The organism is Anoxybacillus andreesenii, from assembly GCF_030813005.1.
GTDB classification, from domain to species: Bacteria; Bacillota; Bacilli; order Bacillales; family Cytobacillaceae; genus Robertmurraya; species Robertmurraya andreesenii.
The window spans coordinates 1-15,311 of record NZ_JAUSTU010000027.1 but is presented as its reverse complement, the minus strand read 5'-3'; the positions used below and the strand labels follow the sequence as shown (position 1 = coordinate 15,311).

Genomic DNA, 15,311 nt, shown 5'->3' with positions numbered 1-15,311 from the left:
ATACCAGTCTAAAGTCGTGAGGATGGAAAGGGGATGCATGGTATGAGAATCGAGGAATTAAACCAATTTGCAAGTTTCTTAATTTGGGTTGAAAAATTAAAGGAGATGGCTCAAGATTTATGGTTGAAGCCTATTTCGGAGGGAAAATGGTCTCTTCGGGAGATATTGACGCATATTATGTATTGGGATAAAAATTCGTTAGAAATGATGGTCCCTCATATGTCAGAAGGTGCTAATTTAACTTTCGTAGATATTGAACAGCTTAACCAAGAGGCTGCTGCATTTGCACGGTCCTATGATTCCTTACATGCACTTATTGACGACCTCATTCAGACGCGAAAGCAGCTGCTTCGTTTATTGGAGGAAAAATATGATGAAGCGACGACTTTTATCATCGACAATGAGGAATATACATACAAAAAGTTTGTCCAAATCTTCATCCATCATGATGAGCACCATAAAAAACAAATTGAAGCCTTTCTAAAAAAAGAAGGAAAACGCTGAAAAATAGAAATAGACCTTTTTTTAAAGAGAAAGGTCTATTTCTTGATTAGTTTTCTTCTAATAGTTTTGTTAACAATTTGTCAAATTTGTTCGGACTGATTATTTCGTGTGTAATGAATTTCCCGTCATAAAACAAACCAAAAGTTGTCCATATAGTTGGTGCATTTTGTGCTTCTTCTTTAGTCTGCATCTTAAAAGTTTTAAAAGGAACACTCTTATTTTTCGCTATTTTTCTTAGTTCTTCCAATACCCCAATAGCAAATGGACATTGAGCTGTGTAATAAATGGATATGCCTTCATCATCAGAAAAAGATTTTACCTGATTTTTAAAGGAAGGTATAACAGCTTGTTCATTCCACTTTAATGCTACTAAATGAAAATAAGGTTCTGCTTGGTCTACTACCTCAAATCCCACATGTTCAAAGAAACGTTGCTCACTTAGAAACGGGATATTTTTCTTACCAACAATATGTACAATCCCATCCATCCCACGATTGATGGCATCTTCTTTGCAATGATTTAACAATTGCTTTGCATAACCGTGATTTTTATATCTTCCTGAAACCCACAAACAGTTGATATACATAAAATTTGGTGCATTAACAGGAACCCATGCCATTTCAGCAGGCAAATATTCTATAAATACTTTTGCTCTTTTGTCTAAGCGATAAAAAACTAAGCCTTCATCCATTCGTTCTGCTAGCCATTGTTTTTTCTCATTTACTGCATTTTCATAATGTTTTGCTCCTAATGCACAGCATATGTGTTCAGTTTCGATATTATTTTTTGTGATTTGAACAAACCCCATATCTATCACTCCACAAATCGAAAATTTGATGATAAGCCACTGAGACTGCCTCAGTGGCTTATGCTTATCTATCATCAACCTCTATCAACATTCAAAATCTACTCTTTTGAAAGCATGCCTTCAGCGTTTGTTGCCTTCAGGTTATAAAGCGGCAACATAACAAGTAAGCCAATTACAAAGAGAAATGCGGATAACTCAAAAACAGTAACAATTGAAGATTTCTCCATCATTTTCCCAGAAATACTCATTGTTAAGACCATCGCCCCCGTGAAAAGGGGGCTTAAGGTACCATTTACTCTTCCGATAAACTCAGCTTTCGTATTTTGCAGGATCATCGTGTTAATCCCGATTTGTATACAAGGGAAAAACAACCCGCAAACGAATTCGGCTGCAAGTGTGAGCGGGAGATTAGTTGAGAATCCGATGACACTCATTCCAATGGCATTTACGAACATGCCGATCATTAATAATCTTTGGGGAGGAACCGATTTAGCAAACATAACGGAAACCACTCCTCCCAATATCATTCCAACCCCATTCGCAACCAACAGCCATTGAAGACTTTCCTTCGCTAGATCTAACCGATCGGTCACAATAAATACGTTAAGAGGCTGAATTAATCCCATTGCAAGTCCTGCTGATAAAAAACATAACCCAAGAAGTTTCAATTCTTTCTTCTCTAATACATAGCGAATGCCACTTTTCATTTCATCGAGAATGGAGGTTCCTTGTTGATCGACTTCCATTTGATGATCCTTTGGAATAAAGGTGAGCATCGCAGCAGAAAGAAGGAAGGCTACCCCTGTAATGGCAATGGATATTTCGATCCCAAATTTCTGAAATACGAGTGTGCCGACCACAGGTCCAAATACCATGAACACAGCAAAAATCGTTTGGTATATGGACATTGCGGATTGAATTAACTCAGGTTTTAAATGCATTTTAAATAGCTTCATTCCTGAAGGCTGAGAAAATTGTGAAAGAATGGCTGAAATTAGCGTAACGAAAAAGATGATTTTCCAGGAACCAAAATGGAGTGTGATGAGAACAGCAAAGACAGAGACGGCGCTGAGTATATCACACCAAACCATTGTTCTCTTTGGTCTCCACCGATCGGCAAAGGTACCACCTATGAATGAAAAAACAAAGATGGGAACAAATTCAGCGACAGAAATCATGGAGACAGCAAAAGGATCTCCCTTCGTCTTTTCCATGACAAATAACAAAATGGCAAAATTTCGAACCCAAATCCCGATTTGCAGAAATAATGCGGAAAGCAAAATAACTCGAACAAAACGGTTGTTTAATAATTGTGACATAACATTCCTCTTTTCTTATTCGGTTTAGCAAATTTATAATGATTTTTCCCTTTATATATCGCAATGTTTACCTCAGTAATCGTTCTACCTAGTGCCGTCTGCGGAAAGCCACATATTCTCAATGAAAATCAAAACCTCCTATCCGTCATTTAAGGATAGGAGGTCTCATCAGTACCATAGAAAAAGACATAGTACACCGTGTACTAAGCTTGCGATCATCTTTCTCTATAAAAGTATAGACTAATCCCATTCAAAAATGACTTCGTGATTGATTAACGAATGTACTTTTTAGAATAGGATTATAAGATCATCGCCCTATGGTCACCCTTTCGTATATTAGTGTTTTTCATATTACACTGTTTTTTCCACTTTTACAAGTGTCGGATGGATATTTTATCAGTTATCCTCGGTCATCCTTAAGGATTTTTATGGGAATATGAAAGCTCCTTGTTTGAAATGGAAAACAATTATTTTTAAAAATTGATAAATCAAATATTGACACTATATATTATACGCCATATAATATGGCTATTAATAATATTATATGACGTATAATATGTGCTCATGTATAATAAATGGAGGTGTACAGTTATGTCATTTCAGCTCGGTTCCTCTTTACTTGATGCCTGCGTACTTGCCGTACTAGCAAAGGAGGATGCATACGGGTATTCTCTTACGCAGCAAGTTCGTGAGGTAATGGATATTTCAGAATCGACCCTTTATCCAGTTCTCCGCAGGCTACAGAAAGGGGATTATTTAACAACCTATGATCAATCATATCAAGGGAGAAATCGACGCTATTACCGAATTACCGAAAGTGGTCGTGCCAAGTACAAAGAACTGCTTGAAGAGTGGATAGATTATAAGCAAAAAATTGATTCAGTCCTATTAGGGGGAGAAAAGCATGAGTAGGGAAGAGTATTTAAAGGCATTGCGGCGTAAGCTTAAAAAATTGCCTAATGAAGAAATAGATGCTGCGCTAGATTTTTATAATGAATATTTTGAAGAAGCGGGAGAAGAAAATACGGCAGAGGTTGTTGCGAAACTGGGCTCGCCGGCTCTTGTAGCCTCGCAAATTTTAGCTGAATATGCAGTAAAAGGGTTAGACAATGAATCAAGCACTGCTAAAAAAGGGCTGTCAGCGGTTTGGTTTATCATTCTAGCTATACTAGCATCACCGATCGCCCTACCATTGCTTCTGCTAGTTATTTGTCTTGTCTTTACCCTAGTCTTACTAGGTGGAACATTTTTATTAACATTCTTTCTTCTAAATGTATCTCTAGTCTTATCAGGTATCGTTAGTATTGTAGCAGGGCTCGCTGTTATTACACAGCATTGGCAAACGTCTATTTTCTTTATTGGCATTGGATTAACAGCTTCTGGAATAGGAATTCTTTTATTCCCTCCACTTGTGTTAGTAACAAAGAAAATAAGCCATTCATTAGCCAAATGGCTGAAAAGGCTTTTCGATAAAATTACACGTAGACGTAAGGAGGGGATGTAAAATGAAAACCTCTAAAAAAACAATGACGCTCATTGCAAGCTGCATGATAGTTGTCGGAATTATACTTGGAGCTATCGGCTTGTCAGCAGGAGCAAGGTTTACCATTACAAATACGAAGGATGGCTTTAAAGTAATCGGACCTGAAGATCGGATAGAAGAGGAATTTTCTTTGCCTTCCTTTTCGAATATAAAGGTTAATCTTGATGATGCCGATGTAGAGATTATTCCATCAACAGAATACAAACTTGAAATAGAAAGATTAAAAGGAATAGAGATAACCCATGAAGTAGAGAATGACACCCTTATTCTAACTAGTGAAGAACAAAAGTCTGATCCGAAATTTTTGCTGAATATAACGATAACGAGCATTCCGCAGCCAGTAGTGAAGATTTATGTTCCAAAGGACGCAAAGTTCTCTGATATTTTAATAGTGAACAACTTTGGAGATATTCGCTTAGGTGAGATGAAAGTGGATAAAATGGACATTCTTTCGACCGACGGGGATATTATTATTAAGGATTTACAATCCAATGATTTAACAATTGAAAATCAATTTGGAGATATTACAGGTAGCAAAATTAAGACAGTCAATTTACAGGTGGAGATGAATGATGGAGATGCGGTGTTTGATGACTTAGATGCTTCTTCAACTGTTTTTAATAATGAGTTCGGTGATCTCACCTTCCGAAATATTATGACCCATGGACTTACGTTGAAAAGCAATGACGGTGATATCGATATACAAGGAATGTTATTTGGCAAATCACAGATTCATTCAAGCTTTGGGGATATCACTCTTAAGCTTTTAAATAAAGAATCAGAATTGAGCTATAGCATCCGCACGGACTTTGGGGATATTTCAGTAAATGATAATGAATACAAAATAAGGCAACTAATAAAACAAACACAGAACATGAGCTGGACATCGATTCAAATGATGGAGACGTTCAAATTGTCTTTTAAGGAAGTGAGACGGGGGAAACCTCGTCTCTTTTTCAGTCTTAAAAAGTAATCTTCAAGAAGCTTGAGTGGTATTATGCCTTCTTTCTTGCACCCATTGAAAAAACCAAATAACTGTAAATAGCCAAAATCCACTTGCAGCATATGCAGCGATGACATCTGATGGATAATGGACACCAAGATAGATTCGGCTCAGGCCGATAAGAAGTATCATCAAACTATTAATAGTGAGCAACAGTCCTCTTCCTATTCTAGTCTTGATATGTCGCCATAGTAGAAAGGTCAAAATCCCGTATAATGAAAAAGCAGCCATGGAATGCCCGCTTGGAAAGCTAAATCCTTCCTCGAAAACGATTTGGTTAATCTCCGGACGGGCTCTTTGGAAGATGGATTTAAGTAAAATATTTAAAAGGGTCGAACCAATCATTGTAATAGCTAGGAGAATCAATTCTCTCCGGTGGCGAAGCACGTAATACAGATATAAGGCTGAACCGATAGAAATAATAATGACAGAAACGGTGGACCCAATAAAGCTGAAGAACTTCATAATAGCGGTTAGGAATTCGGTTTCAAAGCCTTGTACAAAAGCGATGATAAGGCTATCAAAAGAAATGAGCTTTTCTATTTCCATTAAATAAGCAATTAAGCTAAAAATGATGATGAACATGATTAGCAAAATAATTAATCTTAAACGAATCGTACATCACTCCAATAACAATCTCTATCGTATTTTTCCCATTTTGTGAGAAAGAATTCTTTTCGGGGAATGATGGAAACGGAACATTGTGGAAAAAATAGTGCTCTTTTTGGTAAGCTTGAGATAAGGAGGAGCAGGGTATGAAGGATAAAGACAAGTTTGGGGATTTTTTAATGGGGTTTTATGATGAAAATATTTGAGGCAAAGGATGCTGGCAAACAGATTGATGGAATCAAGGTTCTTCGAGATATATCTTTGAGTATTTCACGGGGCGAGAAGGTCGCTATCGTTGGTTCAAATGGCTCTGGAAAAAGCAGCCTACTAAAGCTGATTGCTGGAATCTATGAAGAAAATACCGGTAGGGTGAAGCGAGCTAAAATGGGAATAGGGTATGTGCCAGAACATTTCCCAGAGAATATTCGTTTCGGTGTCATGGATTATTTGCTTTTAATGGGGAAGATGACCCGAAAACCAGAGAAGGAACTATTAAAAATAATTGAGGATTATGCGAAAGCTTTTGATATTATGGATTTCCTTCAGACCCCGATAAGAAAATGCTCAAAAGGCACAAAACAGAAGGTCGGAATTATACAGGCATTGTTGAAAAATCCTGATTTATTATTATTGGATGAGCCTCTGACGGGGTTGGATGAGAAGACACAAAATGAGCTTTTGCAACAGTTGCTCTCTCTTCAAAAGGAAATAACGATTATTTTTACGGCCCATGAACCACTCCTGATTGAAGGATTAGCTGATAGAGTGATAGGAATCGATGCTGGAAAAATATTCTCTGATTCTCCTAATGCTAAAAAGGAGAATGTTAGAAAGATCAAGGCGATTATTCCGAACAAGGAGGAAATCGTTGATATTCCTTGGATGACGCATGAATTTATTGGGGAGCACTCCGCTGAAATCATCGTAGCTGCGAAGGACTCGGATCAGGTCTTACGCATGTTACTTGAGCGGGGATGCTCAATCGTTGAATTAAAAGAGAAGAGGTAGGACGTTGTCAGCATTTATTCGATACCAATTGATAAGTTTTATACGCTCATTGAAATTTATCCCACCAACCGCAATCTTTTTAGCATTCTTCCAAATCGATTCTAGAAATAAGTGGAGTATTCAAGTGGGTTTTGTGGATATTCCCTCCAACATTTAAGGTGGTTGGACATATGGAAGGCGGGGAACAGGGCCAAATCATACCACTAATTATGCTAGATGGAATCTTTGTACTGATTTATCTCTTCATAGGTATGCTATTCGTAGTACTTCTCTTTAAGAAAAAGGAACGTTAATTCGTATACATTTTTAGTCTTGGAAAAAGATATATCAAAATTTTTAACAAGCTCATCATTAAAATTGTCATTTTTCCCTTTGCTTTCACATTAGATAGTACTAATGCGAAGCAGGAGGTGAAGAATGAAGGAGAAAAGAGTCTTTTGCTTGCTGTTTTTACTAATCTTATTAACCGCTTGTAAGTCTGATTCTTTAGAGGATGCCATTAAAACGGACATTCCTTTTAATATGACGAAAATCATATATGCGGAACAGGTCGAGGATGGAGAAATTATCTTATACATAACCGAACAGAAAAAAGAAACAGAGCTCATTGAGGCGCTGGCCGTTGCCTTTTTGAAAAAGGATCATAAATCAAGATGGGAAAATGCGGGCAATAATCACTGGTATTATCAAGAAAATCCCAATATGACTGTCTATATGAATGCATTTTATGATTATGATAAAAAGGGCAAACTGTTGCAAAAGCTTCCTGTGATTTTCGGGAAAATTGAGAACGGACAAATCCACTCTGTTCAGGTAGCGAAGGAAGAGGGGCATTTTGAAGAGGCACAGATCATTTATGGGGATAACAGCAGGTATTTTTTTAAAATAGGCGATTATTTGCTGGTCAACGGGCTTAATAGTCAAGGAGAAATCGTAGAAGAGTACAAAAAAAGGTAAAATGCACAACGTGATTACGGCCATAAGAATGTATCACTTCTGCTATCTATTTTACTGGTCATTATCATAGGGCTTACTGCTTGTTGCCACGACATTTTCCAATGGGGAAAGATTTAAAATAATGAAAGATTAAAAGCTTAATTCCTCCTTCTTTTAGCGAGGAATTAGGCTTTTGATCTTTAACAATCGTGCTTGATAGCTGAACACTTATTCAAAAAATACACTTGGATACTCATTCACACCGGAAGCATTATCAAGAAATCACTTTATACTACTGGCTATAAACATTGAGGCATCTTGGTTCACAAAAATACGATTTCCGTGATAGAAGGTCTTAATTTTGGTGGATTTGAATCCAACTTCTGATAATATTTTTTTAAGGCTTTCATGCGAAAAACCATTATGAACCTTTGGATGACTTACTTTATCGTTTTCGTCAAAATCAATAATAATTAATTTGCCACCAGTATTTAAAACATTAAATAATTCTTGTAGAATTTTTTTAGTATCTTGAATATGAAGAAGAACTAACGACATTAAAACTATGTCTGCCTTAAGTTTAGGTGTTTCTTCGGTAAAATCTGCATGAATCACCTTGGAGTTTGTAATCCCTTTGCGTGAAATTTTTTCTTTTGCAACATCTAACATTTGTTTTGATGAATCCACCAACAAAACAGAGTCCACCATGTCTGACAGTTCCAAACAGATTAGACCAGTGCCACTACCATAGTCTATCAATGATTTCGATTTACTATCTTGTAATTCTGGTCTTACCTCCTTAACTATAACTTTGGCTAATTCAATTCGTTCTTCTGTATCATATTTTTTTGCCATCTGTTCAAAAATATTATTTTCCATATTCTGCTCCTCTAGCCTAAGTATATTTCTTACAACGTTACTTGATCTGATTTATGTCCCAAACTGGCACGATTCATGAATAGTACCTATTTGTAGCTTAATTTTCCGCTAAGATGAGCATAAATTCTTGTAGCCTCGTTCTTTTCATGCCGTAGAAGCCTTTCTTATTTTCATTTATCATTCGTAAATGGTCACAATCATCCCATCTATATTGTCACCCGAAATATCATATTTCACAATATGGTCCGTTTGTGAAAGTTTTATTGATATTCAACCAAATTAGTATAACAAGAATAAAATCTAAAATTCAAAATACGTATGCTTTTAACTTTAACCAATCAGAAGAAATAGTGGCATTTTATTCGTCATTTACTGGTACATTTATTATTCAGTGGTAAAAAGTATGTTAACATTGGTGCTTCTCTTGACCGTAATTACAACGGCGGTTTGTTATGTATTATTAATTGGCTCATTAGATTTATGTTGATTTGGAAATCATTAGAATTGTTTGCTAATATTAGATCAAGTGAAGACGGAGGGAATGATATGAATGGCCATTCCAAGTAAAAAGGAAAAATATTCCTACAAAGATTATCTCTCATGGGATGAGGGAGAAAGAATTGAATTAATCGATGGGGAAATTTATAATATGTCCCCTGCCCCATCACGTAGGCATCAACAGGTTCTCAGAGAGCTATCTACTGCTTTTTCAGTATATCTCCAAGGTAAAGAATGCGAGGTGTTTTTTCCCCCTTTCGATGTAAGATTATTGGCAGAAAATAAACAGGATGATGATGTGAAAAATGTTGTCCAGCCTGACCTGTCACTCATTTATGATTTGGAAAAGCTTGATGACACAGGCTGCAACGGGGCACCTGACATGATTATTGAAGTCCTTTCACCTTCATCAGTCAAGCTAGATCGCTGGATGAAATACCAGCTTTACGAAAAAGCAGGGGTAAAAGAATATTGGCTGGTCGATCCGAACAACGAATCTGTAGAGGTACATCTTTTGGTTGGTGAGCACTATCAATTCCAAGGAGTTTTTACGAAAGAAGATACGGTTTCTGTGAATGTATTAAATGATTTGAGGATCAATTTGGAAGCAATACTTATATAGAGAAAGCGAAAGCTGACAAAAGTACCATATATGTCAGCTTTAATTTGTATTTGAGGGTTGGTCAAACCCATACTCCGCCAGAAACTCATCCACAACCTTAGCGTAATCTTCCTTATTTTCATTCAATGACTGGGCATGGATGCCGTTTTCCGCAATGAAAAGCTTCTTCGGTCCTTTCTTTTGTTCATAAAGGGCCTCTGTCATCGTTGGCAGGATGAAGTCATCCTTTTTGCTATGAATGAAAAGAATCGGCTTTTTAATATTGTCAATCACGGCGATCGGGGAAACGTCCCGCAAGGAATATTTCTGGCGCATTTTAACGAACAGGTCGGCCACAGGTAAAAACAGTCTAGGTGGCAACTTCATTTCCGTTTTTAAGCGATAGCCGAGCTGCTCCCGAAAATCGGAAAAAGGGCAGTCTGCAATATAAAAGTCGGCGCCATCCTCGATCATTCCGGCATAAAGAAGCATTGTTGCTGCTCCCATCGATTCACCGTGAATGCCAAGAATGAGATCGGGTCCGCGGTCAAGCTTCAGCCAATCAACAATCGTTTTCAGGTCGAATTTTTCAAAATGACCAAAGCTTGTCGTCTTTCCCCCAGATTCGCCATGCCTGCGATGATCGTAAATAAGGGCATTGAATCCTCTTTCTAGGAAAAGATTCATATATTTTATCGAGTTGATTTTATTTTCGGTTACCCCATGGCAAATTATCACATACCGGTTTGTTTGGTGAGGTTCAACCACAAGGGCTTTCAAATGATAACCGAAATGCGACTGGAGCAGAATTTCTCTTTTTGGAAGACGCCCGAATTCAGCAGGATTGAGTCTCCCTGCTTCTTTTTCACGGTTGAAAATAAAATCGTCATCCTTCTTTTTCATATACATAATGCGATTGGAAAAATAAACTCCAAACGAAAGAAACACGAGCAAAAAAGAGAAGAGGTAGCGGAACGCTCTTTTCAAAGACCATCCCTCCAAGATGCTTTTTTCTTTATTTTACCATTCTGAAGAAAGTTAAAACATAGAAACGACTTAAAGGGCAAAAATTCTTGAATAACACTGATAATGATTATCAATAATAAAAATAGGTTATTTAGAAGCCATAGTCCGCATGAAAACGCAAAAGAAAAGACAACCAAAGCTGGTTGCCTTTTCGTTGACAATTAAAGGTCTGCTGGTTCAAATGTCTTGCAGTCGGTTTCCGCACTTGTAGAAGCATCCTTACTCTTGTTATTCACGACATAAATTTGAGAGGCCCCGCATCTGTTCTCATTATTAATGTTGTAAACACAGCTGCCTACTTCGCATAGCACGTCTTGCGCCATTGAAACACCCCCTTAACGAATAGGATAAACCATTCGAATGGTCGTATTCTTTCAAGGGGCTATTATTCCATTTCCAAATTAACAAAAATTTGTCTTAAGGGACAGAGAGCAACTGTGTTTGTGAAAAGAGCTTATGGGATTAAACCATCCCTACCTCTAAGAAGATTATAATGCAGAACCCTTTCACCTCCGGTTGCTTCGACGGCAGCACCCATCGATTGAATCCAATCCCCTGTCACAGAAGTGCGTTGCGATCTAAATGGGAAGATATCTTCACCACGCATTACCTGTTCACTAACGCCAATCGTTTCAACTAATTGTCCAATTGCTTGTATCCAAATACCAATCACAATTTCCTCAGAACCTGGCTTTTGCTCCTCTAGGTAGAATAATTCTGTAACGGATGTGGCCTCTAGAACCTGGGCAAAAGTTTGAATCCACAAGCTTGTGAGGATTTTGATTTTTAACTCATTAATTTTTGCATCGTCGTCTGTCTTTTTTTCTTTCTCTTTCTGAGAACTAGTCTCACGTCTTTTATTCCCCATCTTCTGCTCACTCCCGTCAATCCCTATATTTATCATATTCTTAGGTAGGAAATCGGTTATTACAGAGGAAGGACTCAAATGTTTGAAGGGTTTTGACGTTTGCCTGCCTAAATATAATACATAGATTTTTTGATGGGGGAGTGGTTCACTTGAGCGAAATTGGCCAAGCCATCAAAGCTTTGCGTAAAATGGCGGGATTAAGTCAAGAGGAGTTATCGAGGGATATATGCTCTCAAGCACAGTTATCTAAAATGGAAAACAAAAATGAGATCCCTTCGGCAATGGCTCTGTATAGGTTATCTAAGAAATTAGGGGTCGATATGAATTATTTCTTTGAATTTATGGAGACGCCACGGCTAGATTATTTGAAAGAGGTTAAAGAATTAATAGATGAATGCAAAAGGGAACGAGATTATCAAAGATTAAGAAAAATTGTAAAAACTGAAATGCTCAATCCTCTCTTTCAAAATACAGAAAATCAGCAATTCTTATTATGGCATGAAGCGATTTGTATTCATTATCTCGATCAAGAATCGGACAAGGCGATCCTTCTTCTTCATCATGCTTTCACGTTAACAGCGCACCCACAAAAAAGGTTCTACAGAGAAACAGAACTGGAAATCCTAAATAGCATGGCCATTATTAGAAAAGACCAAAAGCAATATGTGGAGGCAGAAAAGCTCTTCCGCCAATGTCTAAATACGATAAAATTTGCTCCACTATCCAATAAAATCCTTAAAATTCGTCTTCTTTATGGGCTATCGAAACTATTAACCGATATCGGAAAATATGAGGAATCGAAGGAGCTCTGTATAGAAGGAGTGGCACTTTGCAAAAAAAATGAAGTTCTTTATTTATTCGGAGAGCTCCAATATCAATTAGGGTCAAACTATGCAAGAATGGGTGAGCACAATAATGCGATCGAAGCCTTTGAGAGGGCTACCAAAATTTTTGAGATTCAAGACAATCAGGAATTTGTAAAACAAGTTCATCACTTTAGAAAAGAATTACTGGGAATCTAGCAAGGGGAATTAATAGAATTTTGTCGAAACTATTCGTATTGTTATGGGTTTTGTTAAATTTATAAGAAAACAAGAGAATGGACTATGAAATATATCAAAATTTCTTCCTTTCGACAAAATCAGCATTTTAAGAAAGTTGATATAGTGGTAGAAAAGGAGGGATTCTATGAGGAAAATTCTGAAGGTTTTAATTTATAGCCTAGTTTTATCAAATTTTCTAGGAATTATGAATTATTTTCTACCAATTAATGAACTAAATCAACATTTTAGTTGCTTGGAGGAAATAGTTCCTTATGACTTACCTGACCGGCATTAAAATAGGTTAAGAAGAAGACAAACTAAGTTAAATCTACTATAAGAAAAAGAATTACTAGGAACCTAGGATACAAATAAATGGGATGGAGGAAATTAAATGAAGTAGTTAATATTATCTTTAACCATTGGTTTTTTAACATTTGTAGCTTTAACCCCAGGTGTTACTTTTGCAGGTACTACAGAAGACCCGACTAATGAATTAGAACAAGAAACGATAACGATAGTTTCAGAAGGTCATGGTTCTTTTAAAATAGAAAAATTAAAGAATAAAGAACAGAAGTTTTTCAAAGCAAAAAAAATAGAGAAAGATCTATATAAACTAATTGATGATAATGACCTAGAGTTCGAGTATGTAATCTTAACTTCTCAAGACAAGTTTCAAGCAGTTGAAAGAAAAGAGGTAGACCTAAAGAATTTAGATGAGATATTGAATGACAATCGACTATCTGATTATCTTAAGGAAGATATATATCAACTTGCAAAAACAATAGAGGAAAAAGGACAAAGTGATGTAAATGTAATAATCTATTCACCGAATTTAATAGAGGGAAACAATACAGATACAATTTTTTCTATTGCAAGTTATTATCAACCACCTGTTTACTATACGGGATATGGATCTCAAAGATATAAAGATGAGGTATTAGTTGTCGAAAACTACACTTCAGATACAGGAGAAACAGATTTTTCAAACTCATCTTTTGCAAAGGAGTGGTATAATAAAGTGCTAACAAATGCGGCAAAAGTTGCTGCAAGTGATTCAGCACAATCTGTTTTGAAGAATATTCCTTACTCTGGATTAGCAATAAGATTGGTTAACATTTTCGGTGAGGATCCTTATGTAGGTGGCTCTACGGGGGATAAAATTAAGGTGTATTTTATTGAAGATAAGTGGAGAAAGTATACAAGCATTATGTACCCTAGTAGTGACTATAAATTAGGAGCTATATCTGATCAATATTGGATGGATGTAATTGTTGATAAAATTGAATCAGGTGTTCAAACACAGAAAAAACAGTCAACATTCATGAGAAATGCCGATTATCTAAATACTGATAAAAGAGCATATGAGTATAAATCAAGCTTAGGCTACTGGAATAATAAAACTACGGCTCATATTTTCTACGATATTTATTTTAATAGTGCCTTAAAATAATATCTAAGAAGTATATCAAGTCGACACATCCCATTTTGTATTGAAAAAATCGCCTAGTTGATGAATATTACTTTAAACAAATTGGTTATTAAAAACAGGCTAATCATGGGTGATGGCCTGTTTTCTAGAATATAGACAACATTGGGGGTATCTTTTTGAAGAAAATTATCTTCTTCTTAATACTCATTGTTATTCTGATCATTGGTTTCTCACCTTATATATTTTCATCATCAATGAATAAGGTTTTCCCACATGTTGAAAAGATAAGTCATTTAGACTTTGGTGATTACATTAATGAAGGAGAAGTAGAACTTTTCACGGTTCAAATAAAAGAAACCCGGGAAATAGAGAGGATTAAGGATATTCTTAGTTCAGCGTCTTACACGAGGTCGATTGGCAATAAACTTATTAGAAATGATGCTATTTCAATAAGATTTACCGTTTTTTACATTGATAATAACGGCAAAATAGACAATTATGAAGTAATAATGAACAATCAAGGATATTTACTAAGTAATAATAAAAAATTCAGAGTTAATGAGGATAAGGTAGGAGAAGTTTTTAACCAATTGAGTGACTATTTAATAAGGGGTAATAAATAATCATTGATTCATAACAACGCTCCAACGCAAATATTGAGCTTTCAAACAAAATGAAAAGCTGAGAACTACTCAGTGACTGCATTGGACTCATTTATATGGTAAAAATAGATCCTAAACGGGCTAACAATATCGGTTAGTCCATTTTTTATTGCCTTCAAGATTTTTCAGGATCAAACCCTCTTCACAAAAACAATTGGATCTAACAACGTTAAAAATTATAATAAACAATAATTACTTTCAAAATAAGGAAACGAGGGATTCATTTTGTTCTTTATCGGTTTAACCATTTCGCAAATGTTTGTCATAACAGGAATCGTTCTCTTTTTTCTTCAATCTTACATAGTGGGAGGGCCGGTTCTTTTAAGCGGAGCTCTAACTTCATATGCATTTGTTCAGTTTTATGAAAAAAGAAAAAAGGCACGGGGAAGAAAAAAGAAGAAAGAGGAATGGGTAAGTGATTGCTGTGGTTCTGTTGATTGTATTGATATCCCTCTTCCTAGGAAATTAGACTGCGATTGTTGTCTGCTGCCACTTTCAATGGCAGTGGTTTTTATTGTTTTAGGAAAATTTTGTGGCGGTACTTTTAGTGGGATTTATGCGACAATGTAGAAATG

18 protein-coding genes are annotated in these 15,311 nt (G+C 36.2%); 11 read left to right on the top strand and 7 right to left on the bottom strand.

Translation table 11 applies throughout. The features are described from left to right. Positions 1-42: 42 nt before the first annotated feature. Entirely contained in the window at positions 43-504 is a 462-nt protein-coding gene (locus J2S07_RS18525; protein WP_307151897.1) for a DinB family protein, read from the top strand. A 46-nt stretch (positions 505-550) separates the two neighbouring features. Here the strand turns inward: J2S07_RS18525 and J2S07_RS18520 are convergent, their stop codons facing one another. Together J2S07_RS18520 and J2S07_RS18515 are read right to left on the bottom strand one after the other, a co-directional pair. Next, the gene (locus J2S07_RS18520; RefSeq protein ID WP_307151896.1) at positions 551-1,312 is read right to left on the bottom strand and encodes a GNAT family N-acetyltransferase; all 762 of its coding nucleotides are present in this window, start codon (positions 1,310-1,312) and stop codon (positions 551-553) included. A gap of 98 nt (positions 1,313-1,410) precedes the next feature. After that, complete coding sequence (locus J2S07_RS18515; protein ID WP_307151895.1) at positions 1,411-2,631, bottom strand: MFS transporter; 1,221 nt, start codon at positions 2,629-2,631, stop codon at positions 1,411-1,413. Positions 2,632-3,222: 591 nt separating this feature from the next. Between J2S07_RS18515 and J2S07_RS18510 the strand changes: the two genes are divergently transcribed. Genes J2S07_RS18510 through J2S07_RS18500 form a run of 3 tightly spaced genes read left to right on the top strand, consistent with a single transcriptional unit; the run spans position 3,223 to position 5,147 of the window. Continuing rightward, on the top strand, positions 3,223-3,543 hold the full coding sequence (locus tag J2S07_RS18510; protein ID WP_307151894.1) for a PadR family transcriptional regulator: 321 nt from the start codon (positions 3,223-3,225) through the stop codon (positions 3,541-3,543). Next, a complete protein-coding gene (locus J2S07_RS18505) occupies positions 3,536-4,135 on the top strand; it encodes a DUF1700 domain-containing protein (protein ID WP_307151893.1) in 600 nt (199 codons plus the stop codon). The genes J2S07_RS18510 and J2S07_RS18505 overlap by 8 nt, the downstream gene beginning before the upstream one ends. 1 nt (position 4,136) lies before the next feature. Beyond that, positions 4,137-5,147: a DUF4097 family beta strand repeat-containing protein gene (locus J2S07_RS18500; RefSeq protein ID WP_307151892.1), complete on the top strand. Its 1,011-nt coding sequence runs from the start codon at positions 4,137-4,139 to the stop codon at positions 5,145-5,147. Between the two features lie 3 nt (positions 5,148-5,150). Here J2S07_RS18500 and J2S07_RS18495 read toward each other — a convergent pair whose 3' ends face one another. Then, complete coding sequence (locus J2S07_RS18495) at positions 5,151-5,762, bottom strand: phosphatase PAP2 family protein (protein WP_307151920.1); 612 nt, start codon at positions 5,760-5,762, stop codon at positions 5,151-5,153. A gap of 216 nt (positions 5,763-5,978) precedes the next feature. Between J2S07_RS18495 and J2S07_RS18490 the strand changes: the two genes are divergently transcribed. Together J2S07_RS18490 and J2S07_RS18485 are read left to right on the top strand one after the other, a co-directional pair. After that, positions 5,979-6,794: an ATP-binding cassette domain-containing protein gene (locus J2S07_RS18490; RefSeq protein ID WP_307151891.1), complete on the top strand. Its 816-nt coding sequence runs from the start codon at positions 5,979-5,981 to the stop codon at positions 6,792-6,794. A 417-nt stretch (positions 6,795-7,211) separates the two neighbouring features. Beyond that, positions 7,212-7,751 (top strand): hypothetical protein, encoded by a 540-nt coding sequence (locus J2S07_RS18485; protein WP_307151890.1) that lies wholly within the window; start codon positions 7,212-7,214, stop codon positions 7,749-7,751. A 261-nt stretch (positions 7,752-8,012) separates the two neighbouring features. Here J2S07_RS18485 and J2S07_RS18480 read toward each other — a convergent pair whose 3' ends face one another. Then, positions 8,013-8,609 (bottom strand): class I SAM-dependent methyltransferase, encoded by a 597-nt coding sequence (locus J2S07_RS18480; protein ID WP_307151889.1) that lies wholly within the window; start codon positions 8,607-8,609, stop codon positions 8,013-8,015. A gap of 550 nt (positions 8,610-9,159) precedes the next feature. On the opposite strand from J2S07_RS18480, the gene J2S07_RS18475 reads away from it, so the two are divergent. Continuing rightward, positions 9,160-9,729 carry a Uma2 family endonuclease gene (locus J2S07_RS18475; protein WP_307151888.1) on the top strand — a complete coding sequence of 190 codons (570 nt, stop codon included), beginning with the start codon at positions 9,160-9,162 and terminating at the stop codon, positions 9,727-9,729. Between the two features lie 39 nt (positions 9,730-9,768). Here the strand turns inward: J2S07_RS18475 and J2S07_RS18470 are convergent, their stop codons facing one another. The 3 genes from J2S07_RS18470 to J2S07_RS18460 all read right to left on the bottom strand — a co-directional run bounded on the left by J2S07_RS18470 (position 9,769) and on the right by J2S07_RS18460 (position 11,602). Further along, the gene (locus J2S07_RS18470; RefSeq protein ID WP_307151887.1) at positions 9,769-10,695 is read right to left on the bottom strand and encodes an alpha/beta hydrolase; all 927 of its coding nucleotides are present in this window, start codon (positions 10,693-10,695) and stop codon (positions 9,769-9,771) included. A 200-nt stretch (positions 10,696-10,895) separates the two neighbouring features. After that, the gene (locus tag J2S07_RS18465) at positions 10,896-11,057 is read right to left on the bottom strand and encodes a DUF1540 domain-containing protein (protein ID WP_307151886.1); all 162 of its coding nucleotides are present in this window, start codon (positions 11,055-11,057) and stop codon (positions 10,896-10,898) included. A 131-nt stretch (positions 11,058-11,188) separates the two neighbouring features. Continuing rightward, on the bottom strand, positions 11,189-11,602 hold the full coding sequence (locus J2S07_RS18460) for a hypothetical protein (RefSeq protein WP_307151885.1): 414 nt from the start codon (positions 11,600-11,602) through the stop codon (positions 11,189-11,191). Positions 11,603-11,751: 149 nt separating this feature from the next. On the opposite strand from J2S07_RS18460, the gene J2S07_RS18455 reads away from it, so the two are divergent. The 4 genes from J2S07_RS18455 (at position 11,752) to J2S07_RS18440 (ending at position 15,306) form a co-directional block, all read left to right on the top strand. After that, complete coding sequence (locus J2S07_RS18455) at positions 11,752-12,624, top strand: helix-turn-helix domain-containing protein (protein WP_307151884.1); 873 nt, start codon at positions 11,752-11,754, stop codon at positions 12,622-12,624. A 742-nt stretch (positions 12,625-13,366) separates the two neighbouring features. After that, complete coding sequence (locus tag J2S07_RS18450) at positions 13,367-14,095, top strand: hypothetical protein (protein ID WP_307151883.1); 729 nt, start codon at positions 13,367-13,369, stop codon at positions 14,093-14,095. Between the two features lie 155 nt (positions 14,096-14,250). Beyond that, on the top strand, positions 14,251-14,697 hold the full coding sequence (locus J2S07_RS18445; protein ID WP_307151882.1) for a hypothetical protein: 447 nt from the start codon (positions 14,251-14,253) through the stop codon (positions 14,695-14,697). Between the two features lie 264 nt (positions 14,698-14,961). Next, complete coding sequence (locus J2S07_RS18440) at positions 14,962-15,306, top strand: hypothetical protein (protein ID WP_307151881.1); 345 nt, start codon at positions 14,962-14,964, stop codon at positions 15,304-15,306. The last annotated feature ends 5 nt before the right edge of the window (positions 15,307-15,311 follow it).